Below are 26,530 nucleotides of genomic sequence, written 5' to 3' on the forward strand. Positions count from 1 at the left end.
ACCCAGACCACGATCCGCTACCCGGCCCGAGGCAGCGGTGCATTGTGGACAGCCCCCAAACGCCGGCATAAAAGCGATCCCGCACGCGGCGGCGGAGCCGACGCCAAAAAACCCAGCTGGTGAGCTACCCTGCCAACTCAAACACCACGGGCCGCCCCGTACGGAGCGGCCCGTGAAACGTCTTGCAGCAGAAGGTAAATCAGGCAGCAACCACACTCTGCGGCCCACGAACCACCTGACTAACAAACGCCCCCCGATCAGAAATCCAAGACAGCGCAGCGTCAGCCCGCTCCCCACGCACCCCCAACCGGAACCGAGCAATCGGCGTATCCCCAATACGGGTGAGCCCACCACCAATAGTGGCAAGTTCGACGTCGAAGCGACTAGCCGCCTCAGGCAGCAACGCACCCACCGACGCGAACCCGATCAGCACGACGTCGACCGCGCGGTCGTACTTCGCGGACTGGGCGCGCGAGGTCTCGATCGACGGCAGCACTGCCTGCGCGGTCCAGCTGTCCGGCGTCGAGATGAGGTCGAGCACCGTGCCGCGCTCGACGATCGCGCCGTTGTCGAGCACCGCGACGTCGTCGCAGACTCGGCGGACGACGTCGGCGTCCGGCGTGGTGACGACGACCGTCACGCCAAGCTCGGCGCGCGCCCGGTCGAGCACGGCGAGCACCGCGCCGGCGTCTTCCGCTGAAACTCCGGCGGTCGGGTCGTCGGCGAGCAGCACGGCCGGTCCGGCGGCGAGCGCCTTGGCGACCGCGACCCGGCGGAGCTGGCCGTCGGTGAGTTCGTCCGGCTTCTGCGCGGCGCGCGGGGTGAGGCCGACCAGGTCGAGCAGCGAGCCGACCCGGCTGCGCCGCTGTGGGCCGTCGACGCCGAGTTGCTCCAGCGGGCTGGCGATGTTGCCCGCGATGGTGCGCTCGGCGAGCAGCTCCGGCTTGGTCCCGACGACCCCGAGCTGGCGGCGGATCTCCCGCAGCCGCTTGCCGTCGAGGGTCGCGGTGTTGAGGCCGTCGAGCCGCACGACGCCGCGGTCGGGGCGCTCCTGCAGCGCGATGCAGCGGGCGAGGGTGGACTTGCCGGAGCCGGACGGACCCACGATTCCGAACAGCGAGCCGGCTTGCACGTCAACGCTCACGTCGCGCAGTGCGGCGACACGATTTCCGTGGAAGGGAAAGGACTTGGACACGTTTTCGACAGTGATCACGAAAGGGCTCCAGGCAAACGAGGCGCGGCGCCGGATCCGGGCGCGCCAAGGCGTCATCGAATTACCGTCCACAGTGGACGGCGCAAGAAACTGCGGAAAAAACGATCAGGCGATGACCATGGAGCGTTGACACGCGGATACCGTGCGGCGACCTTCGTCGACTACGCGCCGGCGGGTCAGCAGGAGCGGGCGGGTGACCCTCTTCATCGAAAACAGCCTCCATCGGTCCTGGCGGTAGCACCTGCCCTGCGGAGGGTGGTTGCTGCGACTTCGGCGAGCCAGGTCTCTCAGTCGCTCGGGATGGACGCTTTCGAGTAAAGCCGATCCCATTGGCTGAACGCAAGCGCGTTGGTGCAGATCACACGTCTGGTGGTGCCCGCATACCGGAACAGCCCGTCCAGGACCCGGAAACCCGGAACCTCGGTTCCCGAACATTGCCTCGACCTGTGGAACCCTCGCGACGGCCCCCGGCCACGAACGAGTTCGTTCCACTGTGGACGATCAAGAATCTTTGTGGAACAAGAGTTTTCCCGTTGTCAAGTGATGCGCACTCCCGGGCCTCGACGCCCGGGGCGCCGGGTCCGCGATCGGGTCGAGATAGGTCACCGAAGCGAAGCACCTCGAACCGGCGGCACTGAACAATCCGGGCCGGGGAGCAATCAGACTCCCCCGAATGCCACGGCCTTGACGAGCCGCCCGTCACAGGTAGCGGGCCATTTCGGCCGCACTCGCGCGATGACCGAGAGTAGCTGCGAGGCCCGGAATGCCCCACGATCAGCGACGACGCAAGATCATCAGGCAACGCACCGAAATCAACGCCCCGCACCCGGAATACCCGCCGCGCCGCCGCGGTTGGACGTCACAAGCGAGCGCCGTGGGAGGGGGGTCAGTTTCCGGCTGCCGCGATCCGCGCGAACGCGTGCACGTCCAGCTGCTCCCCGCGCGTCTTCGGGTCGATCCCCGCTTCGGCTAGCAACTCGCCAGCCCGCTCGGCGGAACCAGCCCACCCCGCCAGCGCGGCCCGCAAAGTCTTGCGCCGCTGCGAAAACGCCGCGTCGACCACCGCGAACAACCGCGCGCGATCCACCCCGGACACCGGGTCAGTCCGGGTGAACGAGACCAGCGCGGAGTCGACGTTCGGCACCGGCCAGAACACCGCGCGCGGCACCGCGGCGACCTTTCGCGCCGGTCCGTACCAAGCGAGCTTCACGCTCGGCACGCCGTAAGTCCGGCTGCCCGGCCCGGCCGCCATCCGATCGGCGACCTCGGTCTGGACCATCACGAGCCCGCTGCGCAGCGACGGCAGCTCGGCCAGCAGATGCAGCACCACCGGCACCGCGACGTTGTACGGCAGGTTCGCCACGATCGACACCGGCTCAGCCGGGAGATCGGCGGCCCGCACGCGCAGCGCGTCGGCGCCGACGACGGTCAGCCGCTCCGCCGCCTCCGGGGCGCGCTCGGCGACTGTCTGCGGCAGCCGGGCGGCCAGCACCGGATCGATCTCCACGGCGACGACCTGAGCGCCTGCGGCGAGCAGGCCCAGCGTCAGCGACCCGAGACCGGGTCCGACCTCCAGCACGACGTCCCCCGGCCGCACGCCGCCGAGTTCGACGATGCGGCGGACCGTGTTGGGGTCGTGCACGAAGTTCTGCCCGAGCTTCTTCGTGGGCCGGACGTCGAGTTCGTCGGCCAGCCCGCGGATTTCGGCAGGCCCCAGCAGTTCCACCACCGGACGAGCCTACCCAGCGCCGTCGCGGCTACGACAACGCGGCGGACAAAAGCAGGCGGCCGTGAGCGCGAAGCTCACGGCCGCCTGCCGGAAAAACCGAGGGTGCTCAGGCCTTGTAGCCGCAGCCCCAGGCGCTGTAGCCGCCGCGCGCGTCGCGCACCTTCTCGGCGGTCGCGATCTGCTGCTCGCGGGTGGCCTTGTCGGCCGTCGGGGCGTACTGCGTGCCGCCGTAGGCCGCCCAGGTCTGCTTGTCGAACTGGAGGCCGCCGTAGTAGCCGTTGCCGGTGTTGATCGACCAGTTGCCGCCCGACTCGCACTGCGCGATGCGGTCCCACACGCCGGTGTCGCCGATGGCCGGGGCCGGCGGCTTCTTGGTGCCGACCTTGATGATCTTGGCCTTGGCCTCGACCAGGGTCTTCTCCGAGATCTGCTCGCGCGAGACCTCTTCGCCGTTCTTCTTCGTGACCTTGTAGGTCACCAGCTTCTTGCCCGGCGTGCCCGGGTCCTCGACGCTCTGCTGGCCCTGCAGCTGCGTCGGGTCGTCGACCTTCTGCACCTCGGGGTCGATGGTCTCTTCCTGGTTGACCATCGACACGCCCATGCGGCTGACGTGGACCTCGGCGCCGTTCTTGAGGCTGACGTCGAGGCCGCCGTCGATCGCGTCGTCCGGGCCGAGGTTCAGCTTCAGGTCGGAGACGAGCTCCTTGGTGGTCACCGCGTTGGTGCTCACCTGGCGGGGCGCGTTGGTGCCGTCGAAAAGCGTGATGTGCTTGAGGGTCTTGACCTGGACGGTCGACCCCTCGAGCGGGAGGTCGCCGGACGACGGCATCGACGTCCACGCGCCCTGGGAAAGCATGCTGCCCATGCCGAGCTGGTTCATGGCCTCGCCGAGCGTGGTCGCCCGGACCCAGGAGGGCCGCGACACGCCGTCCACGACGAGGTTCAGCTGACGGCCGCGCTCGAGCTTGATGACGCCGCCGTCGCCGACCGCCGCCTGCGGCGAGGGCGAAAGCGCGTCGTGCTCGCCGACGGACAGGCCCGCGTCCTTGAGGACGTCGCCGACGGTGCCGCCGAAGCTGTGCACGGTCTGCTGGTGGCCGTCGACGTCGACGGTGATGCTCTTGTTCATCGCGAGCGCCGCCGCGCCGCCACCGCCGACGGTGACCAGCAGCGAAAGCACCGCGCCCTTGAGGAAGCGGCGCTTCCAGGTCTTGGTCGCCTCGCGCAGGCCTTCCTCGACCGCGGCCTTCTTGGCCTGCGGGGAGGCGGTGCGGTCTTCCTCGACCTCGTCCGGGAGGACGAGCGGGGGAAGCATCGTGGTTTCCGCGTTGATGAGGCGGATCAGCTCGTCGACGTCGACGTCGATTTCCGACATCAGCATGTCGGCGTCCGGGCCGAGCGCGGCGAGCACGTCCTGCTCGGTCACGCGGAGCTCGTCGGAGAAGTCAAGCTGCCCGTACGCGGTGTCCTCGAGCTCGCGGTCGAGCACGGCCACCGAGGACGGGGCGGAGGAGAAATACGCCGTACCCGCGTCAAGACGCGAGTCATCCTGCCGACTACCAGTCACCGGGTCGTTCCCTTTCCCAAGACATCGCGCGTGTTTCGCGCGTCGTCCTTCGTTCGCGACGCACCCTCGGGCGCGCCTCTCAAGTCCGACACCCCCAGCCAGCGCCATCGTCACGGTCCCAGGTCGTACCAACCCCGGTTCCGCTTCCCCGACGTGCACTGACGTGACTGGTGGGCGTATCAGCCGGGTCCGCTGCGCGGAACCGACCGGCACGATCACGGGACAGTAACGGGTGTTGGCAGGTTGCGCAAACACCCCCCGGAGTGTCGTGACTTGCGTCACTCATCAGGTGGACGAATGCACGGTCTCGAATGTCGCAATCCGTGCAACCCGTTGTGACACTGAGGAATCAGGCAGGCAGCTGATATGCGCGTTCGGCAGTGGTCCGGACCGCTTCGGCCACCTCGTGGACCGCTTCGCCGCGCAGCTGAGCGAGGAAGCGAACGGTGTAGGCGGTGCAGTACGGCTCGTTCGGCCGCCCACGGTAGGGATGAGGCGTCAGAAACGGCGCGTCTGTCTCAGCGAGGAACTGCCCACGCGGCACGATCCGCGCGGCCTCGTGCAGCCCGCGCGCGTTCTTAAAGGTGACCGTGCCCGCGAAGGACAAGATGTAGCCCTTGTCGATGCAGCGGCGCGCGATGTGTTCGTCGCCAGAGAAGCAGTGGAAGACGACCGTCTCGGGCGCGCCTTCCTCGTCGAGGATGCGAAGCACGTCCTCGTGCGCGTCGCGATCGTGGATCATCAGCGCCTTGCCGAGCCGCTTCGCGAGATCGATGTGCCAGCGAAACGCAGCCTGCTGCGCATCGTGCGGCGAGTAGTCCCAGTAGTAATCGAGCCCCGTCTCGCCAACCGCGACCACGCGCTCCCCCCGCGCCAACCGCTCCACTTCGGACTGTTCAGCGGTGCCGAATTCCTTGGTACGCGTGGGATGAATAGCCACCGCAGCAAACACCCGCGAGTCCCACGTGGACGCTTCAGCGGCCCAACGCGCAGCCGCAAGATCGTCGGCAACCGTGACAACCCGCGCGACCCCAGCCCGCTCGGCACGGTCGGCCATCTCGGCAACGTCAGCCGCAGTCTCCGCCCCGCACGCGTCGAGATGAGTGTGCGCGTCCACCACCGTCACCGGCAGCCGATCAGGAATCGGGGGAAGTTCGCGCTTCTCGTCACCCATGGCACCCAAGCTACTGCGCGGTGCCCCCAATGTGGCATTGGGTGCATGCCACGCACCGAACGCCACATTGGGTGCGTCTGACGCACCCAATGCCACATTGGGGCGCTAGCCCCGCCCCCAACCGCACCGACGCACCCAACGATCGAAGCACCCACACCGCCCCCAACCCCGATCCAACGCCGCCCTGCGGTTCGGGGGTGCTTGTCAAGGCATCTTTCCCGCCTTGACAAGCACCCCCGCGCCGTAGTCACACTCAGCTTCGGGGTGCCCCACGCAACCACTCACGGCAATGTCGCCGCCAGGCGACGAGCCGAACCCGAGAATCAATCCTCAGCCCGACGCCTCCGCCGAGGACTCCCCTCGGTCTTCCCATTAGCCGCAAGCAATTCCGTCACAGACCGCCCAGACGCATGGTGGCCGGTATCCGCAGCCCGCCGCCCATGCGAACCCTCTTCGCTCTCCTCCGCAGCAGCAGCCTCCCAAGCAGGAGGCTCCCCCTCAGGCCGCCGCCGACGCCCACCCGAAACCGGAGCAGGAGCCGAAGCAGCCTCAGCCTCCGGACGACGCCGCCGCCCCCCAGACCCACTCCCGACCGAACTCCGAACCGACTCCGGCAACGTCGGATTGACCGCATCCGCCCCCGGCGCCCCATGCCGCCCAGTAGGCGTGTCCTCAGCCAACGGCGACAAATCCGACCGGGAGAACTGCTCCAGCCGAGACGGCGCACGAGTCTGCGGCTCAGCCGCGGGCTCCTTCTCCACCACCGGTTTCTCCACCTTCTTCGGGGCAGGCTCAGCACGCCGATGCGCGACCGGCTCAGCAGGCCGGGAAATCGCAGTCTGCTCAGCAGCTTCCGGCCGCTCCTCAGCCCGCTGCGGAGCAGGCCGAGCCGCCAACCGAGGCACCGGCCGCTCTTCCTTGACCGGCGGCTCCGGCTTGCTCACCGGCGCGACAGTCCGAGTCGGCTGCGCCTCGGCAGCGGGCCGACGAGGCGGCTCCGGCGCGTCGTTCTGCGGCCGAGCGGCCCGCGGCGCCTGGCTGAACGAACCACGAGCCCGCTCAGCCTCCCGCGGCAACGGCTCAGTCACATTCCGCTGCCCACGCTCAGCAACGTCCTGCTCAAACGCTTCCGGAATCACATGCGAACCGGAATCACCAGCCGAACGACGCTCGGCTTCATACGGCTCCGGCGCACGATCGCCACGCGGCTTCGGCGCACTCCCACGAGGACCGGCCTCCGGCGCACCACCGCGACCAGGCCGCTCAGCATGCGCTTCCGGCGCGCCATTCCGCGGCTCACGCGCGGCGAACGCGTCCGCCACGCTGGCACGCCCCGCATGCGGGCCCGCGTCGGCACGAGGCACGAACGCCTCCGCCAAGTTGGCCCGAGGATCGCGGCCACCGCGCGGAGCCGGGCTCTCCGATTCGACGTCGTCCTCGAACGGCTCCGGCTCGGCAGGCGGTTCCGGGCGCTTCGGCTTCAACCGCGGCATCTGCTGGGTACGCAGCTGCGTCGACCGGTCGCCACTCGGACCGGAACCGTTCAATCCAGCGGCGATCGAGCCATTCGCGCCGGAAGTCCCATTGGCGCCATTGGTCTTCGCGGCCCCGTTGGCACCGCCGTTCACCGGCGGACGGCGCCGCTCCGCGGGCTTCGCGTCGAGCACCCGGTCCATGAATTCGGTCGGCCGCTCCGGAACATCGACCACCTGCTTCTTCGGAGCGAGCAGCTGAGCCGGTTTCTTGCCATTGCCGTTCTTGGTCTCGGAACCGGCGGAAACGAGCCGCTGCTCGTCGTTCAGCGAGCGCATCCGGGTCGCCTGCGCGGTGAGCGCGACGCGTTCCAGCAGCACCTCTCCGCCGAACAGCGAATGCAGGCTTTCGCGCAGCGCAGCCACTTCGGCACGCAGCGCATCCAATTCTTCGCGTGACTGTGCCTGCGCGGCCTCGCGCGTTTCCGTTTCGAGCTCGAGTTCGTACTCCCGCCGGGCCGCGATTTCGCGTTCCAGCTCCAGTTCGTACACCGCCTGCGCCTCGGCGGCCGCGTCCTCGCTGTGCGCCGCGTTCTTGCGGGCGCGAACAGCCAGGAAGGCGCCGATCAGGGCAGCCCAGAGCGCCGCGACGATCCCGAGCCGGAGGTACCGGAGGTCGTCGCTCAGCACCAAAACCACGGTGGCGCCGACGGCGAGGAGCAGTCCGGCGACAAGCCACGGCCTGCCAGCGCGGCGGCCGTGCGAGTCGTCACCCACGCCAGTCATGCCTGACACCGTACCTTCCGGTGATCCGAATGAGACCTAGTCGGTACTTCGAGCGGCGCCATCGACGCGTTAACCGGTCGGGGACCGACGGTCCTCCGGCGGCGTCCGGCAGCAGTGCTCGAGCCACAAAGCGGCAGCTACGAGCAGCGCCGACGACACCGCCCCGACGACCGCCGACTTGCTGTCCGAGACCGCGGCGACGAGTTCGTCACGTCGCGGGAAAACATAGAGGAAGGCGGCGATCCAGCCGCCGCCGAGAAACGCCCCGGCCAGCGAAGACGCCTTCGCCAGCGCGACCGCCCGGGCGATCCCGACCGCGTCGCCGTGGACCCGGCCCGACTTGATCCGCGACCGGGTCGACAGCGCCAGTCCGGCCTCGGCGATCGCGAGCACCGCGAAGGTCACCCCGGCGAGCAAGGGCAGCTGCGGCAGATCGCCGTAAGCGGCCTGGAACAGCACGTAGACCGCGGCGAGGCCGAGGACCGCGGCCACGATCAGGTCCCGGGACCGCGTGAAGTGCATGACTCCACCGTACCGAGCCCCTTCTGGCAGGCTTGACTCTCCAGCGACTGGAGACTCCACGATGCCTGACATGCCTGCCACCACGGTCTTCACGATCGGCGAACTGTCCCGGCGCACCGGGCTGCCGGTGAAGACCATCCGGTTCTACTCCGACGAGGGCCTGCTCCCGCCCACGCAGCGGACCGGCGCAGGCTACCGGCTGTACGACGCGCACGCGCTCGCCCGGCTGGAGCTGGTCCGGACGCTGCGCGAGCTGGGCATCGGCCTGCCCGAGGTGTCCCGCGCGCTGGCGCGCGAGACGACGGTGCGCGACCTGGCGACGAGCCACGTCGACGCGCTCGACGAGCAGATCCGGCGGTTGCGGCTGCGCCGCGCGGTATTGCGCGCGGTGCTGAAACGGGATTCCGAGCTGGAGGAAGTGAAACTGATGAATCGCATCGCCCAAATGCCGGACGAGGAACGCCGCCGTCTGGTGGACGAGTTCTGGTCCGAAATGATGGAGGGGCTCGACGTCGATCCCGAGTTCTACGCGCGAATGCAGTCGGCGAAACCGGATCTTCCGGATGATCCGGCTCCGGAACAACTGGAGGCCTGGATCGAGTTCGCCGAACTCGTGCGGGACCCCGAGTTCCGGCAGTCCATCCGCACGATGAGCGAGCGGCATTCGGCCACGCGGGAAGCGGGCGAGTACGAGCAGCCGACGAAGGCCCAGCAGGAAAACTGGGCCGCCTGGATGGCCGACGCCCGGTCCGCGCTCGACGCGGGCCACGCGCCGGACTCCCCGGCCGGACGGGCGCTGGCGGACGCGATCGCGACCGCCTCGGCCCGGCCGGACCAGGACCCGGCCGACCCGGCGGTCCGTTACAAGATGGCCGACGGAATCGCCGTGGGCGCGGATCCGCGCGCCGAGCGGTACTGGCAGCTGCTCGCGACGATCAACGGCTGGCCCGCCATCCCGAGCAGGCAGGAAGAGATCCAGTTCCTGCTGGCGGCGCTGCGGGCCTCGTAAGCGGCTGACGCCTCGTGAGTGGCAACCCCGGTTCTAACCGGGATTGCCACTCACGACAGGGTGAGGTCGGGCCGCAGGACGACGCCCGCCCGGTCTGCTTCCGGCAGCCGGGCGAGCAGGTCGGCGGCCCGGCCGTGCCCGGGAACCTCGGCGTCCGGGTCGATCTCGAGCCACGGGATCAGCACGCTCGCCCGGTCCGGGGTCCCGGGGTGCGGCAGGAGCAGCTCCGGATCGTCGGAGAGCACACCCTGCACTGTCACTATGTCGACATCCAGCGTCCGCGGGCCCCAGCGCAGTTCGCGCACCCGGCCCGCCGCCTGTTCGGCAGCCTGCCCGGCGCGCAGCCACGCCCAGTGGTCGCGCGCCGGGTCGTCGACGATGCACAGCGCGTTCAGGAAATCCGGCTGGTCCTCGACGCCCCAGGCTTTCGTCTCGTACACCCCGGACACCGCGACGAGCGCCGGGCGCACCGCATCGACCGCGCTACGCAGGTAGCCGAGCCGGTCGCCGAGGTTGGAGCCAAGCGACAGGACCGCGCGGCTCACCGCTCCCGCCGGATCGTGACCGCGACGTCGTCGAAGGTCAGCGGAATCGGCGCGGCAGGCTTGTGCACGGTGACCTCGACGGCGGTCAGCCGGTCGTCGCGCATGACCTCGTCGGCGATCTTCCCGGCGACGCTCTCGATCAGGTCGTACGGCTCCCCGGCGACGATCCCCGCCGCCAGCTCGGCCAACTCGCCGTAGTGCAGCGTCTTGGTCAGGTCGTCCGACGCCGCGGCGGGCCCGAGGTCGAGCCACGCGACGATGTCGATGCCGAATTCCTGCCCGTCGCGCTTCTCGTGGTCGAAGACGCCATGTCGGCCGAACACGCGCAACCCCGTGAGCGTGATGCGGTCAGCCATCGGCCCGTCCTTGCTGCCAGGCCGCGGCCACCGCCACGGCGTCCAGTGAAGCCCCCACCTCGTGCACCCGCACACCCCAAGCACCCGCCGCGGCGGCCAGCGCCGAGATCGACGCGGTGGCGACCTCGCGGCCGTCCGGCGGCCTCGGCACTCCGTCCTTTCCGGACAGCAGCCGACCGAGGAAACGTTTGCGCGAAGCGCCCACCAAGACCGGGAAACCCAAGTCCAGCAACGAATTCAGCCCGTGCAGCAACGCCCAGTCGTGTTCGGCGTGCTTGGCGAACCCGAGGCCGGGGTCGAGCACGATCTCGCTCTCGGCAACCCCGGCCGCGATCGCCTCTTCGACCCGCTCCAGCAGCTCGCCGCGCACTTCGGCGACGACGTCCGCGTACGTGGCCAACGCGTTCATGTCCTTGCTGTGCCCACGCCAGTGCATCAACACCCACGGCACCTTGGTCTCCGCCGCGACCCGTCCCATCGCCGGATCGGCGAGCCCGCCGGACACGTCGTTGATCACCTTCGCACCCGCCGCCACCGCGGCTTCGGCGACCGCGGCCCGCGTGGTGTCGACCGACAGCACGACGCCTTCGGAAGACAGCTGCCGGATCACCGGCAGGATGCGCGCGGCCTCGGTCTCCGCGTCGACCCGCGACGCGCCCGGCCGCGTCGACTCGCCGCCGACGTCGATCAGGTCCGCGCCGCGCGCCCACATCTCGCGCGCGTGCTCCAGCGCCTGGTCGAGGTCGAGGTACCGGCCGCCGTCGGAGAACGAATCCGGCGTCACGTTCAGCACACCCATCACGGCGCACCGCCCCGGCCGGGGGATCACCGGCGCCCCCGGATCAGCTCGATCGCCTCGGCACGCGACGTCGCCGACGACCGCAGCATCCCGCGCACCGCCGACGTGGTTGTGCGCGAACCCGGCTTGCGGATCCCGCGCACCGACATGCACAGATGCTCCGCCTCGACGACCACGATCACCCCGCGCGGCTCCAACCTCCGCACGAGCGCGTCGGCGATCTGCGAGGTGAGCCGCTCCTGCACCTGCGGACGCTTGGCATACAGGTCGACGAGCCGAGCCAGCTTCGACAGACCGGTGACCTTGCCCTCGCCGTTCGGGATGTAGCCGACGTGGGCTACACCGTGGAAGGCCAGCAGATGATGTTCGCAGGTCGAATACATCGGGATGTCCGTGACGAGCACGAGCTCCTCGTGCGATTCGTCGAACGTCCGCGCCAGCACCTCGTCCGGATCGGTGTAGAGGCCGGCGAACATCTCCCGGTAAGCGCGAGCGACCCGGGCCGGGGTGTCCTGGAGACCGTCCCGATCCGGGTCTTCGCCGCAGGCGAGCAGCAGCTCGCGAACGGCGCGCTCCGCCCGGTCCTGATCGAAGACCGGGCGGATGCCGTCTTTACTGCTTGTCTGATCCGTCGACGTCACGCCGATGCTGCCCCTCGTCCGGCTGCTGGCCGTTCGCGCCGTCGGCGAACCAGCCCTGCTCACGCGGACGGTCTTCGGCGGGGCGCCACGGCTGCTGGCCGCCCGGGGACGTCGCCGGGGTCCAGCCCGGAGGCGCCCCGTAGTTCGGCGGTCCGCTCTGCGCACCGCCAGGGCCACCGGGCTGGTAGCCGCCGCCTGCCGGACCGCCCGGCTGCTGCTGACCACCATACGGCTGGCCCCAGCGGCCGGCGCCGTTCGGCCCGCCGGTCGGACGGCCGCCGTTGGCCGGCGGGGCGTACGGGTTCGCGTTCGGGTCCGGAGCCTGGTACGGCGGGCCGCCAGGCAGCTCGCCCGCGCCCGGAGCCGTGCCGACCGGGGTCGGGGCGGGCTGCAGCGCGGGCTTTTCCTTCTCCGGAGCAGGCGGCGGCCACGGCTCGCCGCGCTCCATCGCCAGCTCGCCCGGGGTCTTGATCGGCGGCTTGTCCGACGGCGTGCGCTCGCCGAACTCGTTGAAGACGGTGATGTGCGGGCGCTTCTCGACGGTCGCGAAGATCCGCTCGAGGTCCTTGCGCTGCAGCGTTTCCTTCTCCAGCAGCTCCATGACCAGGTTGTCGAGCACGTCGCGGTAGGTGTTGAGCACGTGCCACGCCTCGGTGTGCGCGGTCTCGATGAGCTTGCGCACCTCCTCGTCGATCTCGTGCGCCACCTCGAGCGAGTAGTCGGCCTGCCGTCCGGCGGACCGGCCGAGGAACGGGTCGCCCTGCTCCTGGCCGTACTTCACCGCGCCCAGCCGCGCGCTCATGCCGTATTCGGTGACCATCGCGCGGGCGATCTTCGTCGCCTGCTCGATGTCCGAAGAAGCACCGGTGGTGGGCTCGTGGAAGACGAGCTCCTCGGCCGTGCGGCCGCCCATCGCGAAGACCAGCCGGCCGATCATCTCCGACCGGGTCATCAGCTGCTTGTCGTCCTCGGGCACCAGCAGCGCGTGCCCGCCGGTACGCCCGCGAGGCAGGATCGTCAGCTTGTACACCGGCTCGATGTCCGGCATCGCCCACGCGGCGAGCGCGTGCCCGCCCTCGTGGTAGGCCGTGATCTTCTTCTCCTTCTCGGAGATGATCCGGCTCTTGCGCGCGGGACCGCCGACCACCCGGTCGACCGATTCCTCGAGCGCGACGTCGGTGATCACGTGCCCGTTCTCGCGGGCGGTGAGCAGCGCGGCCTCGTTCAGCACGTTGGCCAGGTCCGCACCGGACATGCCGACGGTGCGCTTGGCCAGCCCGGTCAGGTCGGTGCCCTGCGCGATCGGCTTGCCCTTGGCGTGCACCTCGAGGATCGCCTTGCGGCCGAGCAGGTCCGGCGCGGACACCGGGATCTGCCGGTCGAACCGGCCAGGGCGCAGCAGCGCCGGGTCGAGGATGTCCGGGCGGTTGGTGGCCGCGATCAGGATGATGCCGCCGCGGGCGTCGAAGCCGTCCATCTCGACCAGCAGCTGGTTCAGCGTCTGCTCGCGCTCGTCGTGGCCGCCGCCGAGGCCGGCGCCGCGCTGGCGGCCGACCGCGTCGATCTCGTCCACGAAGATGATGCACGGCGCGTTCTGCTTCGCCTGCTCGAACAGGTCGCGGACTCGCGACGCGCCGACACCGACGAACATCTCGACGAAGTCCGAACCGGAGATCGTGTAGAACGGCACGCCCGCCTCGCCCGCGACAGCACGCGCGAGCAGCGTCTTGCCGGTACCCGGCGGCCCGTAGAGCAGGACGCCCTTCGGGATCTTCGCGCCGAGCGCCTGGTAGCGCGCCGGGTTCTGCAGGAAGTCCTTGATCTCGTACAGCTCTTCGACCGCTTCGTCAGCGCCCGCGACGTCGCCGAAGGTCGTCTTCGGCATGTCCTTGTTGAGCTGCTTCGCCTTCGACTTGCCGAAGTTCAGGACGCGGTTCCCGCCGCCCTGGGCGTTGTTCATCATCCACATCAGCAGGCCGAGCACCAGCGCCAGCGGGATCGCGAAGATCAGGATCTGGGTCAGCAGGCTCTGCTGGGTGACCTTGGTGGAGAACTTGATCGGATGGTTCGCCTGGTTGTCGACGTTCGCACCGAGGAGCTCTTTGTAGATGTCGTCGGTCGCGCCGCCGGGGAACTGCGCGACGACCTTGTCGGCCTGCTGGCCGTCGATGTCGATCGGCTGCGTGAGCAGCAGTTTGAGCTGCTGCTCCTTGTCCTCGAGGCTCGCTTCCTTGACGTGGCCGGCCTTGACCTGCTGCATCGCCGTGGAGATAGGAGCCTGGGTGTAGCCACGATCGCTGTCGAAGATCGTGTTGTAGGCGAACAACGCCAGCAACCCCGCGACGATCCACAGCAGTGGGTTCCTGAGCACGCTCTTCCGGTTCATACGACTCGGCCCTTGCGGCCTCGACCCTCCCTGGTTGGGCGGCTCTTGTGATACCCGCCATCGCGATCTTGACAACCCGCGGGCGCCGCAGGGCACCCGTCCCACCAGGGTACCGTCCGGTCGGGCGGGGAAGCCTGGCGAGCCTCTCGCAGGTCAACGGCCAATCCCGCGCGAGGGTTCCCGTTCCGGGACGACACGTCACCCGGCTACCAGGTGTCGACCGCCACTGAAGCCACCATTTCACCCAGCCTGCTCCGCAGCGTCGCCGGGTCCGCCGGGGCCACGGTGACCCATTCGCGGCCGTCCGAACCCGCCCTCGACAAGCTCAAATACCGTCCGGTGGAGGTGTCGAACCAGCCGAGAACCCGGGACCGCTGCCGGTGTCCCAGCTGGGATCGGCTGTTCGCTGCGAGCTGACCGCCGCGCAGCCGCGGCTGGCCCGCGATGAGCCCGTACGTCTCGCGCGGGTCGACAGTGGCGCGCTCGCTGAGCGACTGGCGTTTCGCCCGCCGTCCGCCCTTTTCCTCGGGCTGACCGCCGCCCGCGGCCACCGGCACCCGGATCGGCTGGGTGTGCAACGCCTCGTCCAGCGGAAGCGTGACCGACGCCTCACTGCCGCGCGGGCCGCCAGGCAGCAGTTCGACGATCGTGGACACCAGCGCGTCCGGCTGAGTCTCGCGCAGCCAGATGCCGTCCGCGTCCTGGATCGCGACCACGCCGGTGCGCTCGTCGCCCGCGGCGAGCAGCGCGACCGGATGCGCCTCGAACTGCGGGATGTGCAGCGCGTCGATGGAGTGCGGGGCGCGCGCGAGCAGCGTCAGCCAGTCTTCGACGTCCGGCTCGAGCCTGCCGCGGGAATCGCGGACGCCGCGGGCTTTCAGCTCGGTGTCGACCCGGTGCCGCAGCGACACGCGCTCGTTCTCGGTCGCGCCGTGCGAGCGCACGCGCAGCGGGTAGGGCAGCTCGCCCAGCTCGGCCGACTCCCACAGGAAGTCGAATGCCAGCGGCGAGAAGAACTCTTGGTGCATCCGGTGCTGCTCACCCTCCGGTCAACGATTTCCCCGGCCCAGCGTAGCGCCGGATCGGCAGTGTTCAAGCGCCCCAATGCCGCTTTGGGTGCATCCCGCGCACCGAAAGCGGCGTTCGGTGCGTCCCGCGCACCGAATGTGGCGTTCGGTGCGTTCAGCGCACCGAATGTGGCGTTGGTTGCGTCGGATGCACCCAATGCCGCATTGGGGCGGTTTCAGCCGAGCGGGAGCCGGGGCTGGTCAGCGCGGGTCAGTCAAAGCGAGTCAGGCGGTGCGGGTCAGAACGCGCCCGCGCTGGCCTGGTCGGCCACCCCGGCGAGCATTTCGCCGAGCCGGTGCCGCAAGGTCGCCGGGTCGGCGGGGGCGATGGTGATCCAGTCGCGTCCGTCGTGGCCCTGGCTGGCCTGCGTGAAGTACCGGCCGGTTTCGGTGTCGAACCAGCTCAGCACCGTCGACCGGCTGCGCCCGCCGAGCCGGTTGCGGGCGTTCGCGCCGATCTGGCCGCCGCGCAGGCGCTGCTGGGCGTGCAGCCGGGCGAGAGCCTTGCGGTCCTCGTCGACGCTCGCGCGGCCGGAGGCGTCGACCTGGTTGCCGCGCCGCTGCATGAAGTCCACTCCGGACGCGCCGACCAGCTGCTCCAGCGGCACGGTGATCGACTTTTCCGTTCCGCGCGGAGCGCCCGGCAGAAGCGAAATGATCGCCGTGGCCAGTCCGTCCGGCGCGCACGGGTGCAGGTGCAGCCCGCGCTGGTCCTGGACGGCGAACAGGCCGTCGCCGTTCGCGCTGCCCGCGACCGCGAGCAGCGGTTCGCCGTTCGGGTCGAGCAGCTGGACGGTGTCGAGGCTGACGTCCGGCGAGGCGAGGATGCCGAAGTAGTCCTCGACGTGCGGGGCGGGCCTGCCGCGATCGTCGGCGAGCCCCCGGTCAGCGAGCGCGCCGAGCGTGCGCGTGCGCAGCGCCGAGCGCTCGTCCATCGTCGCGCCGTGCGAACGGATCCGCAGCGGATACGGCAGCTCGCCCATCCCGGCCGACTCCCACAGGAAGTCCACCTCGATCGGCGCGAGCAGCTCCGCGTTCGGCATCGACCAACCCCCTACCCCGAGTGTTTGCGAACGCTCGCGGGCGCGTGACCGGTCCGGTCACGCGCCCGCGAGCACTGCGTCAGTTGTCGTCGTCCGACCACGCGCCGATGACCGGCGGCGGGGTGGCTTCGTTGGCCCCGAACGCGTCGTCCGGGTCCGGCTCGATGAGGAACGAGGCGTGCGTGTGCTCCTCGTCCTCCTGGCCCGCGCCGCCGTGCGCGCCCGCACCGCCCATGCCGCCCATCGGGCTCATGCCGCCCTGGGACTGGCCGATGGTGCCGCCCGCCGGGACCACGCCCTGCTGCTGCGGAGCCGCCGACGCGGCGCTCTGCCCGCTCTGGTGCTCGGACGCCGCGGAGGTCTTGCCTTCCTCCTCCTTGCGCGAACCGCTGCGGTTGCCCTCGCCGAGCTTGCCGCCGGCGAGACCGGCGCCCGCGCCGATGGCGCCGAGGCCGAGCGCGGAACCGAGGCCGCTGCCGCCCGTGCTCGCGGGAGCGGCCGGGGCTGGGGCCGCGCCGACGCCGGAACCGGCGCCAACGCCCGTGCCCACGCCGGTGCCGCCGGCGAGCGCGCCGCCCTCGAGACCGGAGGTGCCGTACTTGCCCGAGTCGGCCGAGACGTGCGCCGGAGCGCCGTGCCCGGCGACACCCGCACCGCCGACCGCGCCGTGCGCGCCGACCGTGCCGAAGCTGCCCGGGGAGCCGAGCGCGCCCGGACCGTCCGTGTGGCCGATGTTGTTGACGTTGGTGAACGAGTTGCCGTTGAAGTGGTTCGCGGTCGGCTTCATGCCGAGCGAGTCCGGGCCGAAGCTCGGGGTCGAGCCGTCGACCTCGGTCATCGCCTGGGTGTAGGCGTTGAAGAACGCGACCTGCTGCGCCTTGACGTCGTTCGCGGCGTCCGCCTGCGCCTTCTGGTCCGCGGCCAGCGCGGCCGGGCCGCCCGCGAGCGCGGCCGTCATGGCCTGCTTCGGGTCGTAGTCGCGCGGGGCCGGCATCTTCTTGACCTCGGCGGCCGCGGCAGCCTGCCGGGCGAGCTTGTCGGCCATCGTGTGCGCGGCGTCAGAGGCCTGCGTGCCCGAGTTGGCGATCGCCACGAGCGCGCCCTGCGCACCCGCCGCGCCCTGGCCGACCCAGGCGTGGCCCAGTTCGGTGATCGCGTTGTACAGGTCGTCGGACGCCTGCTTCAGCTCGGTGCCGTGCTTGGTCCAGTGCTGCCCGGCGGACTCGGCGGTGCCCGGGTCGTTGTCGGTGGTCGCGCCGACGTAGAGCTGGTGGCTTTCCTGCGACTGCCAGTTCGGCGGGTTGCCGATGGCGCGGTCGCCGCCGATCTCGAAGCCGCCGGAGCTGCTGCGCGCGGACGACACGATGTCGTTGGTCGCCGAGTTCGGGCCCATCGCGACGACGGAGCCGGGCGCGGGAGCCGAGGACGAGGTGCCGTAGCCGGAGGTGTTGTAGCCCGAGCCGTCCGGGCCCGAGGTGTTGGTGTTCGGTGCCATGACTGCGTGATCCCCCTAGGACGTCAGGCCTTGTTGCGGAACGGGTCGCCGGCGGACTGGTCGATCTCGTGGTAGCGGGCCATCGCCGCGACGATGCCTTCCTCCGCCGCCTGGTACTGGCCGAGCAGGTTCTGCAGCGCGGACGAGTAGGAGTCGCCGCCGCCGTCGGCGCGCTGCACGAACTTGGTCGCCATCGCCTTGCCGACCGGGTTCGCGCCGAGCTTCGGCGGCTGCGCGAGCGTGCCCGCGCTGTTCAGGAGGGCTTCGATCGCGTCCCGCCCGGTCCGGATCTTCTTCAGCACGGTCTGCGCGGCGTCCGGGTCGATGCCGACCTGGCCGTTGACAGCGGCGTTCTTGAACGCCGCGGCATCCGCCGAGCTGTTGTTGCCCATCTGCCCTCTCTCCGTTCCCCCGCGCGAGGACCAGCCCGTCGGCTGGTGTCACTCGTCCGCATGGCAATAGGTCTTCGCATAGGTTAACGCACCTGGTCGAGCCCTATGACGCGATTTCGGGCTTCCGGGTTCCGTACCTGAAAGGATTACCGCGAACCGGACTAACCGGACGTGTAGACGTGCGGATCGAGCGTGCCGATGTAGGGCAGGTCGCGGTAGCGCTCGGCGTAGTCGAGGCCGTAGCCGACGACGAACTCGTTGGGGATGTCGAAGCCGATGTATTTGACCGGCACCTCGACCTTCACGGCTTCCGGCTTGCGCAGCAGCGAGACGACCTCGAGCGAGGCCGGGTTCCGGCTCGCCAGGTTCTTCAGCAGCCAGGACAGGGTGAGCCCGGAGTCGACGATGTCCTCGACGATCAGGACGTCGCGGCCGGCGATGTCGCGGTCGAGGTCCTTCAAGATCCGCACCACCCCCGACGACGAGGTCGACGACCCGTAGGACGACACGGCCATGAACTCCAGCTGCGTCGGCACCGGAAGCGCCCGCGCGAAGTCGGTCATGAACATGACGGCGCCCTTGAGGACGCCGACCAGGAGGAGGTCGCCCTGGCCGTTTTCCGGGTGGTCCGCGGCGATCTTCGCCGCCAGCTCCGCGATCTTGTCTTTGATCTGCTGCTCGGTGATGAGCACGGAGGCGATCTCGCCCTCGTACACGGGTCATTCCCCTCGGTGGGTGGGTTCGGGTCCGGCAAGCGAAAGCCTGCCACGCCGCCGTCGAGCCTCCAAGTTGCCCGGCAGCCAGACCCCGCCCTGCCCCCGCCAGCGGGCCACGAGCGCGTCGACCGACCGGAGGTGCGCGTCGGTCAGCTCGCGGACCCCGGAGTCCAGCAGCCACCTGCGGAGAACCCGTCTGCGCAGCGCAGCGGGCTCGGCCGCGAGCACGGCTACGTCGAGGTCGTCTTCGCGGGCCGCGCGCTCGTGCACGCGCGCGGCGAGTGTGTCCAACGCCTCGGTGTCTTCGCGCAGCTGTGCGGCCGTACGGGCTAAAGCTGGAGCGACTCCACCTGACAGCACGTCCTCTAGGAGCGGCAGTGCTTCCGTACGCAGCCGTACGCGGGTGAAGCGTGGATCGGCGTTGTGCGGGTCTTGCCACGGCTCTAGGCCGAGTTCTGCACACGCCGCAACGGTTTGCGCGCGAGTGATGCCGAGCAGTGGACGGCCCCACGGCGGATCATGCCGACGCATTCCGGCCAGCGACCGCGGTCCGGAACCACGGCCTAGACCGAGCAGCACCGTCTCGGCTTGGTCGTCTTGAGTGTGACCGAGCAGTACGAGCCCTTCACCGTTTGGCAACGCTTCGCGAAGCGCGTGGTACCTCGCAGCGCGCGCGGCTGCTTCGGGACCGCCTTTGCCTACGACGTGCACAGCGTGCACCTCGACGACGTCGATGCCGACGCCCTTCACGACTGTCGCCGCTTCGGCGGCTACGACGGCTGAATCGGCCTGAAGGCCATGGTCGACGACGAGAGCCCGCGTACGGACGTCTCGATGTCGAAGGACGTACGCCGTCGCTTCAGCGAGCGCTAGGGAGTCCGCGCCGCCCGACACCGCGACGCACACTTCGCCGGGAACAGCGACCGTCGCGAGGAAATCGCGAACCGCTGTCCGGACCGCGGCGAGCGCACTCACCCGTGCAGTCGCCGCACCCAGGCCGCGGGGTCGGCGATCTCGGCGCGGGTCGGCAACGTGTTCGGCGAGCGCCAAACCTTGTTGAACCCGTCCATCCCGACCGCGTCGACCACGTGCCGCGTGAACTTCGCGCCTTCCTCGTACTGGCGGATCTTCGCGTCGAGACCGAGGACCGCCCGCAGCAACCGGTCGAAAAGCCCGCCGCCCTGGCGACGCGCGGTGAACCGCGCCCGGATCTGTTCGACGCTGGGCACGACCTGCGGACCGACCGCGTCCATCACGTAGTCCGCGTGGCCTTCCAGCAGCGTGGACAACGCCAGCAGCCGGTCGAAAACCGAACGCTCCTTCGGCGACTGCAGCAACTCCGCGATGCCGCCGCCCTTGCCGCGGTTGCGCAGCGCGTCGGGCAGCCTGCCGACCAGTTCGGCCAGGCCGTCGGTGGAACTCTCCGCGAGCCCGGACACGAGCCGTTCGACCTCGTCGGCGAAGTAGTCGCGCAGCCACGGCACCGCGGTGAACTGCAGCCGGTGCGTGCACTCGTGCAGGCAGACCCACAGCCGGAAATCGCGCGCGGGCACCTTCAGCGCGCGTTCGGCGGCCACCACGTTCGGCGCGACGAGCAGCAGCTCGCCCTTGTTCTCCTCGCCGCCGAACGGGTCGTACTGGCCGAGCACGCGAGACGCCAGGAACGCGAGCAGCAACCCGGTCTGCACGCCGGCGCCGGACGCCAGGATCGGCCCGAGCGGACCGCCTTGCGCCGCGGGCAGCGCGCGCCCGGTGAGCACGCCGAGACCGGACGCCGCGGACCGGACCCAGCCGGGCCGGTCCACCACGGTGCCGGGCAGCAGCGGCAGGTCGAGGCCGAGGCCGGTCAGTTCGCGGACGTGCCCCTCCGCCTCGGCGGTCAGCTCCCGCAGGTCGACCACCGCGCGGTCGGCCTCGCCGCGCGCGACCTGCGGGCCGCCGCGCACCAGCAGCGCGCCGGTGGCGGCTGCCCGGTCCCAGTCGACCATGGGCCGCCGTCGGGTCTCGGTTTCCTGGCTCACCCCTCCGACGCTACCTTCCGGCCCGGAATTGTGGGCAGCTCAGCCGAGCGGGTTCAGCGAGTCGGCTCAGTGCCGGCTACTTGCAGCCGCAGCCCCGCAACGCCGTCGCCAGCACGTCGAGCGCCGCCTGTCCCGAGTTCTTCTCCGAGCCGTTGGACATGAACGCGAAGGCGAGCACGCGGTTGTCGCTGTCGAGCACATACCCCGCCAGGGTGTTGACGCCGGTGAGCGTGCCGGTCTTGGCCCGCACCCAGCCCCTGCCCCCTTGGGTCTGGTCCGAGTGATACCGGCCGTGCAGCGTGCCTTCCGGGCTGCCCGCGACCGGAAGACCGGCCAGCAGCGGACGCAGCTTCGGCGTATTCGGGTCCTTGCCGTCCGGACCGGCCGCCGCGGCCAGCACCTGCGCCAGCAGCCTGGCCGGCACCTTGTTCTGATTGGACAGTCCGCTCGTGTCGAACAGCTGAAGGCCGTTGACGTCGAAACCGTGGTCCGCCAACACCTTCTTCACCGCGGCGGCGGCACCGGCGAACGACGCTTCCCCGCCGGTGGCCATCGCGACCTGGCGGCCGAGCGAGTCGGCGAGCACGTTGTCGGAGATCTGCAGCAGCGCGTACGCGAGGTCCGGCAGCGGAGCCGACTGGACTTCGCCGAGCACCTTCGCACCGTCCGGAGCCTTGGCGGCACCGGCCGGGCTCGCGCCGAGCTTGTCCGCGACGAGCTGGGTGAGCGCGGTCCCCGGGTTGCCCGAGCGCATGGTCTCGTCGACCTTCGGGTTGCCGCGTCCGCCGTCGGTCATGGCCGGGACGATCGGAGCGCCGTACAGCGACGGCGCGTCGCCCGGCTCCCAGCCCGGCGCGGTGTTCGGGCCGCTGAAGGCGCTCGCGTCGAGCTGGACCTTCGTGACGTTGCCGCCGGCCTTCTTGACCTGGTTGACGAGGTCGTCGACGTGCGCCGCGCCCGGGTAGAGCGGCGAATCGGTGCCGACCGGCAGCGCGGTGAGCGACGGGTCGCCGCCGCCGACGATGACGACCGTGCCCGGCTGCGCGCCCTGGACGATCTTGGTGGAGATCCGCTTCGTCGGCTCCATCGCGAGCAGCGCCGCGGAGACGGTGAGGATCTTCGTGGTCGACGCCGGGGTCAGCGGCGTGTTCGACGCGTGGTCCCACAGCACCGTGCCGTTGGCCGGATCGATCACACTGCCGCTGAGCTGGGAAAGCGCCGCCGCACCGGCGGGACCGGACAGCTTCGAGGCGACGCCGTTCGCGGACGGTCCCTGCGCCGAGGTGTCCGGGCCGTGCAGCGCGAGGCTGGCGTCGGACGGGTCCGGTTCGCTGCCCTTCGGCGCGTTCGGCGCCCACGGCAACCCGAGCCGGTTGGACACGGCGGGCACGGCCGACGCGCCACCCGCGGCGGCCAGCAGAAGCAGCACGACGAGCGCCAGGATCAGCACCTTCCGGCGCGGCTTCTTCCCCTCGGGACGCGGCGCGTCGTCCTGCGGCGGGATCGGCCCGGCCCCGGCGGGAGGCTCCGGGGGTTCCGCGGCGGCGCGCGGCTGAATCTGCTCCGGACCTGGGCGTTCCGCGAAGCCTTCGGCCTGCGCGGGAATGCCGACGGTCGCCTCGGACGGCCCCTGGTTCGCGAAGCCCTCGGGCGGCCGCGGGATCCCGACGGTCGCCTCAGCCGGGAACTGCCCACCGGCCGGATCGATCCGCATCGGCCGCACGTGCCCCGCGCCCGCGGGCGGGACGGTTCCGGGCTGCGGTTCGGGCAGCCCGGGACGGACCGGGATTTCGATCTGCTGCGACCACGGTTCGGAGCCGGATTCGTTGCGGTTGGCCTGTGACCCGTCCCCGGCACGGCTGGGCTGCGCCTGGTTGGAGCTGGCGGCCCAGTTTTCCCGCGACTCGTTCCCGGCACGGCCGGGCTGCCCCTGGTCGGCAGCCCAGTTTTCCCGCGACTCGTTCCCGGCACGGCCAGGCTGGCCCTGGTTGGCCCAGCTTTCCTGGGATTCGGCTCGGCCGGACTGGCCCGGGTTGAGCCGGGCGGCGGCGGATCCCGGGACCGGGCCGGAGTCGCCACGGAAGCCGGTCCGGTTCGCTTGCGATTCCTCGCCGGTTCGGCCGGACTGCGACTGGCCGGAGCCACCGGCTTCACCCCGGTAACCAGTCCGGTCGTCCCCGCCGCGACCCTGCTGAGCAGCGATGTCGCCCCGACTGGACTGAGCCTGACCAGCGGTGCCGGATTCGCCGGAGCCGGAGTCGTTGCGGAAGGCGCCCCAGCCCTCCTTGGGCGGTTCCTCCCCCTGCTCGTCCCGCGCGACGATCGGCCGGAACGCCGCCCAGCCCTGGCTGTTGTCGCCCGTTCCCGGCGTTTCGTCCCGGAACGCGGCGAACTGCCCCGGCTTGCCCGCGGGCTCGCCGGAAGCAGGCTGATCGGACTGACCAGGCTGGCCGGACTGGAACGGATTCCACCCCTGCCCGTCGCCCGAAGAACCAGGCCCAGCGGGCTCGAACAGCGAGTTCCCCGGCTTCCGCGCGGCCTGCCACGCGGGCGAAGAATCCTGCTGCTGACCGGGCGAGGTATTCGGCTGCGCACGGACCGTTTGCTCCGCAGCCCCCTCCGCGGACGGCTTCCGCTGCTGCTGCGAAACCTGGAAGGTCTTCTCCGCCGCCCCCTCCGCGGATTCGACCGTCGACGACTGCACGGTCGCCTCAGCATCTGGACGACCAGCGTTGTCCCCCGGTCGCGGCACCCCGGCCACGAACCGGGTCGGCCCCTCCACCGGCACCCACGGGGCCTGCGGTTTCGGCTCCTCAGCGCGACCGGACGGCGTGGGCACCGACGTGCCGCTCATCCGGTCCGCGAGGTTCGACCGGGGCGGTTCCGGCGGCGCGACGGGAGCGTCCGAGGGCGCGTTGAGGCCGGGCACCTCCTCGGGCGGGACGTTCGGCCGGAACCACGATCCCGGCCCGTCTCCCGGTGTGACGTTCGGCACGGAAAGCTGCGCGGTGGCTCCCGCGTCGCGCTTGGGCAGGGGGAGGCGGGAGGTCGCCCGGTCCGCCTGGGACGAGGTGTCCTCGTCGCCCGTGGGCCACCTCGGCTGGTCGTTTTCCGGCACCCACCACTCCTTCTCACCCGCCCCCGGAGGGGCCAAGGTCACATGCCGTCTGGCCGACATCGGCGCGACCCGCCGACGGGGCGTAGTCCACACTAGTGACGTCAACGAGGTCATTAGGTTGCCGCCCACGAGCGCGTGGGACACCGAGAGTCAAGAAGCAGCGAGGACGGCCGTGGAATTCGACGTCACGATCGAAATCCCCAAGGGGGAGCGCAACAAGTACGAGGTCGACCACAAGACCGGTCGCATCAAGCTCGACCGGACCCTGTTCACCGCGACCCAGTACCCGGCCGACTACGGCTTCATCGACGACACGCTCGGCCAGGACGGCGACCCGCTGGACGTGCTCGTGCTGGTCCAGGAGCCGACGTTCCCCGGCTGCCTGATCCGCTGCCGCGCGATCGGCATGTTCCGGATGACCGACGAGAAGGGCCCGGACGACAAGGTCCTCGCCGTCCCGACGAACGACCCGCGCCTCGAGCACCTGCGCGACATCCACCACCTGAACGAGTTCCACAAGCTCGAGATCCAGCACTTCTTCGAGGTCTACAAGGACCTCGAGCCGGGCAAGAGCGTCGAGGGTTCGTCCTGGGTGAGCCGCGCCGAGGCCGAGTCCGAGATCGCCCGCTCGTACGAGCGCGAGAAGGACCGTCTCGCCAAGGAAGAGATCAACGGCGAAGAGCACCACTGAGCCACGTAAAAAAGGGCCGTCCACCTGCCTGGTGGACGGCCCTTTTTTACTTCCCGCTCAGCCCGCGAGGGCGAGTTCGCCCGCTTCCTGCTCGGCGCGCTGCTCCATCGCCGACTTGTCCGAGAGCGGCTTCTCCCGCAGCAGCCAGACCAGCGCGAACCCGACGGTCAGCACCGCGCCGCCGATCAGGAACACCGTGCTCATCGAGCTGGAGAACCCTTCCAGGATCGGCCGGGCGAGCACCGGGTCGAGCTTCGACAGGAACGAGGTGTCGTTCACGTCGAGGCCGCCGCCGGCCAGCTGCCGGGCGAACTCCGGGTGCTGCGCCAGCGCCGCGGTGTAGGCCGGGGAGGCCATCGCCGAGCGCACCGCCGCCGCGATCCGGTCGCCGACCGTGCTGAACAGGATCGACAGGAACACCGCGGTGCCCGCCGTGCCGCCGATCTGCCGGAAGAACGTGACCGACGAGGTCGCGACGCCGATGTCGCGGGGCGAGACGTCGTTCGTGGCGGCCAGGGTCAGCGTCTGCATCGTCGAGCCGAGGCCCAGTCCGAGCACGAACGCGATGGCCATGACCACGCCGAGCGCGGTGTCCACGCCGATCATCGAGAACGAGTACACCGCCGCGGCCATCAGGCCGAGTCCGGCGACCGCGAAGCCCTTGTACCGGCCGGTGCGGGCGATGATCCGCCCGCTGCCGAGGCTCGCGACCATGATCCCGAGGGTGAGCGGCAGCATCTGCAGCCCGGCCTGGGTCGGCGTCGCGCCCTTCACGATCTGCAGGTACAGCGGCAGCGACATCATCGCGCCGAACATCCCGATCCCTTGGATCACCGTGACCAGCGTCGACACCCGGAACACCCCGTTGCGGAACAGCCGCAGCGGCAGCAGGGCGGCGTCGCCCATCCGGCGTTCCTGCAGGATGAACAGCACCACGCCGAGCGCGCCGACCAGGTACATCGCCAGCGACGCGGGCGATCCCCAGCCCCATTCGCGGCCCTGCTCGGCGACGAGCAGCAGCGGCACGAGGCCCAGCGTCAGCGCGCCGGCGCCGAGGAAGTCGACCTTCTGGTCAACCCGGGTGTGCGGGAGGTTCAGCACCTTGCTCACGACGACCAGCGCGGCGAGCGCGATCGGGACGTTCACCATGAACACCCAGCGCCAGCCGGTGAGGCCGGCGAACGAGTCGAGTCCGGCGAAGAACCCGCCGACGACCGGGCCAGCGACGCTCGAGACGCCGAAGACGGCCATGAAGTAGCCCTGGTAGCGGCTGCGTTCCCGCGGCGACGTGATGTCGGTGATGATCGCCAGCGCGAGCGACATCAGACCGCCGGCGCCGAGGCCCTGGAACGCGCGGAACGCGGCCAGTTCGTACATCGATCCGGCCATCGCGCTCGCCAGCGAACCGGCGAGGAACAGCGAGATCGCGGTCAGGTACATCGGCTTGCGGCCGAAGAGGTCGGACAGCTTGCCGTACAGCGGCGTGGAAAGCGTCGCGGTGATCAGGTAGGCGGTGGTGGCCCAGGCCTGCAGGCTCTGTCCGTGCAGTTCGTCGGCGATGGTCTTCATCGCCGAGGACACGATGGTCTGGTCGAGGGCCGCCAGGAACATGCCGAGCATCAGTCCGGACAGAACCGTGAGGATCTGCCGGTGTGAAAGCCGTCCGTTCGTGGTGGCGCCCCCTTCCGCAGTGGCGGTGTCGCTCATGGTGGTCTCCCTCAGTGCCGGGGTACTTGCTTGTATCCCTCAACTACTTGCTCGTCACAACTGTTCCCGAAAAGCTTGCAT

22 protein-coding genes and 1 riboswitch are annotated in these 26,530 nt (G+C 70.3%); of the genes, 2 read left to right on the forward strand and 20 right to left on the reverse strand.

All coding sequences use genetic code 11. From position 1 onward, the window contains the following. Positions 1-199: 199 nt before the first annotated feature. The 6 genes from ACWDNU_RS31735 to ACWDNU_RS31760 all read right to left on the reverse strand — a co-directional run bounded on the left by ACWDNU_RS31735 (position 200) and on the right by ACWDNU_RS31760 (position 8,463). Positions 200-1,213, reverse strand: a complete 1,014-nt coding sequence (locus ACWDNU_RS31735; protein ID WP_449671587.1) for a methionine ABC transporter ATP-binding protein — start codon at positions 1,211-1,213, stop codon at positions 200-202. A gap of 216 nt (positions 1,214-1,429) precedes the next feature. Further along, positions 1,430-1,520, reverse strand: a riboswitch (SAM riboswitch). A 579-nt stretch (positions 1,521-2,099) separates the two neighbouring features. Next, positions 2,100-2,942, reverse strand: a complete 843-nt coding sequence (gene rsmA, locus ACWDNU_RS31740) for a 16S rRNA (adenine(1518)-N(6)/adenine(1519)-N(6))-dimethyltransferase RsmA (protein WP_344280340.1) — start codon at positions 2,940-2,942, stop codon at positions 2,100-2,102. A 106-nt stretch (positions 2,943-3,048) separates the two neighbouring features. Beyond that, a complete protein-coding gene (locus ACWDNU_RS31745; protein ID WP_370940659.1) occupies positions 3,049-4,431 on the reverse strand; it encodes a transglycosylase family protein in 1,383 nt (460 codons plus the stop codon). A gap of 427 nt (positions 4,432-4,858) precedes the next feature. Next, positions 4,859-5,683 (reverse strand): TatD family hydrolase, encoded by an 825-nt coding sequence (locus ACWDNU_RS31750; RefSeq protein WP_449671588.1) that lies wholly within the window; start codon positions 5,681-5,683, stop codon positions 4,859-4,861. A gap of 323 nt (positions 5,684-6,006) precedes the next feature. After that, positions 6,007-7,941 carry a DUF6779 domain-containing protein gene (locus ACWDNU_RS31755; protein ID WP_449671589.1) on the reverse strand — a complete coding sequence of 645 codons (1,935 nt, stop codon included), beginning with the start codon at positions 7,939-7,941 and terminating at the stop codon, positions 6,007-6,009. Positions 7,942-8,010: 69 nt separating this feature from the next. After that, positions 8,011-8,463 (reverse strand): DUF3180 domain-containing protein, encoded by a 453-nt coding sequence (locus ACWDNU_RS31760; protein ID WP_449671590.1) that lies wholly within the window; start codon positions 8,461-8,463, stop codon positions 8,011-8,013. Positions 8,464-8,533: 70 nt separating this feature from the next. On the opposite strand from ACWDNU_RS31760, the gene ACWDNU_RS31765 reads away from it, so the two are divergent. Further along, on the forward strand, positions 8,534-9,472 hold the full coding sequence (locus tag ACWDNU_RS31765) for a helix-turn-helix domain-containing protein (RefSeq protein ID WP_449671591.1): 939 nt from the start codon (positions 8,534-8,536) through the stop codon (positions 9,470-9,472). Positions 9,473-9,522: 50 nt separating this feature from the next. Here ACWDNU_RS31765 and folK read toward each other — a convergent pair whose 3' ends face one another. The 13 genes from folK to dacB all read right to left on the reverse strand — a co-directional run bounded on the left by folK (position 9,523) and on the right by dacB (position 24,051). Then, complete coding sequence (gene folK / locus ACWDNU_RS31770) at positions 9,523-10,017, reverse strand: 2-amino-4-hydroxy-6-hydroxymethyldihydropteridine diphosphokinase (protein ID WP_182895794.1); 495 nt, start codon at positions 10,015-10,017, stop codon at positions 9,523-9,525. Then, on the reverse strand, positions 10,014-10,373 hold the full coding sequence (folB, locus tag ACWDNU_RS31775; protein WP_116206794.1) for a dihydroneopterin aldolase: 360 nt from the start codon (positions 10,371-10,373) through the stop codon (positions 10,014-10,016). Before folB ends, folK begins: the two co-directional genes overlap by 4 nt. Beyond that, positions 10,366-11,172 carry a dihydropteroate synthase gene (gene folP / locus ACWDNU_RS31780; protein ID WP_449671592.1) on the reverse strand — a complete coding sequence of 269 codons (807 nt, stop codon included), beginning with the start codon at positions 11,170-11,172 and terminating at the stop codon, positions 10,366-10,368. Before folP ends, folB begins: the two co-directional genes overlap by 8 nt. Positions 11,173-11,198: 26 nt before the next feature. After that, on the reverse strand, positions 11,199-11,813 hold the full coding sequence (gene folE, locus ACWDNU_RS31785; protein WP_449671593.1) for a GTP cyclohydrolase I FolE: 615 nt from the start codon (positions 11,811-11,813) through the stop codon (positions 11,199-11,201). Next, positions 11,785-14,199 (reverse strand): ATP-dependent zinc metalloprotease FtsH, encoded by a 2,415-nt coding sequence (gene ftsH / locus ACWDNU_RS31790; RefSeq protein ID WP_449671594.1) that lies wholly within the window; start codon positions 14,197-14,199, stop codon positions 11,785-11,787. Before ftsH ends, folE begins: the two co-directional genes overlap by 29 nt. A 206-nt stretch (positions 14,200-14,405) precedes the next feature. Beyond that, a complete protein-coding gene (locus tag ACWDNU_RS31795) occupies positions 14,406-15,227 on the reverse strand; it encodes an ESX secretion-associated protein EspG (RefSeq protein ID WP_449671595.1) in 822 nt (273 codons plus the stop codon). A 278-nt stretch (positions 15,228-15,505) separates the two neighbouring features. Then, positions 15,506-16,309 (reverse strand): ESX secretion-associated protein EspG, encoded by an 804-nt coding sequence (locus ACWDNU_RS31800; RefSeq protein ID WP_043827135.1) that lies wholly within the window; start codon positions 16,307-16,309, stop codon positions 15,506-15,508. Positions 16,310-16,388: 79 nt separating this feature from the next. Next, a complete protein-coding gene (locus ACWDNU_RS31805; RefSeq protein ID WP_449671596.1) occupies positions 16,389-17,804 on the reverse strand; it encodes a hypothetical protein in 1,416 nt (471 codons plus the stop codon). A 23-nt stretch (positions 17,805-17,827) separates the two neighbouring features. Then, entirely contained in the window at positions 17,828-18,196 is a 369-nt protein-coding gene (locus ACWDNU_RS31810; RefSeq protein WP_370933599.1) for a hypothetical protein, read from the reverse strand. 161 nt (positions 18,197-18,357) lie between these two features. Next, complete coding sequence (hpt, locus tag ACWDNU_RS31815; RefSeq protein ID WP_037369179.1) at positions 18,358-18,912, reverse strand: hypoxanthine phosphoribosyltransferase; 555 nt, start codon at positions 18,910-18,912, stop codon at positions 18,358-18,360. A gap of 3 nt (positions 18,913-18,915) precedes the next feature. Continuing rightward, a complete protein-coding gene (gene tilS / locus ACWDNU_RS31820) occupies positions 18,916-19,887 on the reverse strand; it encodes a tRNA lysidine(34) synthetase TilS (protein ID WP_449671597.1) in 972 nt (323 codons plus the stop codon). Further along, complete coding sequence (locus tag ACWDNU_RS31825; RefSeq protein ID WP_344266689.1) at positions 19,884-20,900, reverse strand: zinc-dependent metalloprotease; 1,017 nt, start codon at positions 20,898-20,900, stop codon at positions 19,884-19,886. The genes tilS and ACWDNU_RS31825 overlap by 4 nt, the downstream gene beginning before the upstream one ends. A 109-nt stretch (positions 20,901-21,009) precedes the next feature. Further along, the gene (gene dacB, locus ACWDNU_RS31830; RefSeq protein ID WP_449671598.1) at positions 21,010-24,051 is read right to left on the reverse strand and encodes a D-alanyl-D-alanine carboxypeptidase/D-alanyl-D-alanine endopeptidase; all 3,042 of its coding nucleotides are present in this window, start codon (positions 24,049-24,051) and stop codon (positions 21,010-21,012) included. A 172-nt stretch (positions 24,052-24,223) separates the two neighbouring features. Between dacB and ACWDNU_RS31835 the strand changes: the two genes are divergently transcribed. Further along, positions 24,224-24,742: an inorganic diphosphatase gene (locus ACWDNU_RS31835; RefSeq protein ID WP_009084318.1), complete on the forward strand. Its 519-nt coding sequence runs from the start codon at positions 24,224-24,226 to the stop codon at positions 24,740-24,742. Positions 24,743-24,799: 57 nt separating this feature from the next. On the opposite strand, the gene ACWDNU_RS31840 is transcribed toward ACWDNU_RS31835, so the two are convergent. Continuing rightward, positions 24,800-26,449, reverse strand: a complete 1,650-nt coding sequence (locus tag ACWDNU_RS31840; RefSeq protein WP_370933596.1) for an MDR family MFS transporter — start codon at positions 26,447-26,449, stop codon at positions 24,800-24,802. Positions 26,450-26,530 lie beyond the last annotated feature (81 nt).

The organism is Amycolatopsis sp. NPDC003676 (assembly GCF_053587275.1).

Excerpts from the sequence above, each read along its gene's own strand:
- ACWDNU_RS31750 (WP_449671588.1), bottom strand. The coding sequence starts at position 5,683 with ATGGGTGACGAGAAGCGCGAACTTCCCCCGATTCCTGATCGGCTGCCG.
- ACWDNU_RS31755 (WP_449671589.1), bottom strand. The coding sequence starts at position 7,941 with ATGACTGGCGTGGGTGACGACTCGCACGGCCGCCGCGCTGGCAGGCCG.
- ACWDNU_RS31760 (WP_449671590.1), bottom strand. The coding sequence starts at position 8,463 with ATGCACTTCACGCGGTCCCGGGACCTGATCGTGGCCGCGGTCCTCGGC.
- ACWDNU_RS31765 (WP_449671591.1), top strand. The coding sequence starts at position 8,534 with ATGCCTGCCACCACGGTCTTCACGATCGGCGAACTGTCCCGGCGCACC.
- folB (WP_116206794.1), bottom strand. The coding sequence starts at position 10,373 with ATGGCTGACCGCATCACGCTCACGGGGTTGCGCGTGTTCGGCCGACAT.
- folP (WP_449671592.1), bottom strand. The coding sequence starts at position 11,172 with ATGGGTGTGCTGAACGTGACGCCGGATTCGTTCTCCGACGGCGGCCGG.
- ftsH (WP_449671594.1), bottom strand. The coding sequence starts at position 14,199 with ATGAACCGGAAGAGCGTGCTCAGGAACCCACTGCTGTGGATCGTCGCG.
- ACWDNU_RS31795 (WP_449671595.1), bottom strand. The coding sequence starts at position 15,227 with ATGCACCAAGAGTTCTTCTCGCCGCTGGCATTCGACTTCCTGTGGGAG.
- ACWDNU_RS31800 (WP_043827135.1), bottom strand. The coding sequence starts at position 16,309 with ATGCCGAACGCGGAGCTGCTCGCGCCGATCGAGGTGGACTTCCTGTGG.
- ACWDNU_RS31805 (WP_449671596.1), bottom strand. The coding sequence starts at position 17,804 with ATGGCACCGAACACCAACACCTCGGGCCCGGACGGCTCGGGCTACAAC.
- ACWDNU_RS31810 (WP_370933599.1), bottom strand. The coding sequence starts at position 18,196 with ATGGGCAACAACAGCTCGGCGGATGCCGCGGCGTTCAAGAACGCCGCT.
- ACWDNU_RS31825 (WP_344266689.1), bottom strand. The coding sequence starts at position 20,900 with ATGGTCGACTGGGACCGGGCAGCCGCCACCGGCGCGCTGCTGGTGCGC.
- ACWDNU_RS31840 (WP_370933596.1), bottom strand. The coding sequence starts at position 26,449 with ATGAGCGACACCGCCACTGCGGAAGGGGGCGCCACCACGAACGGACGG.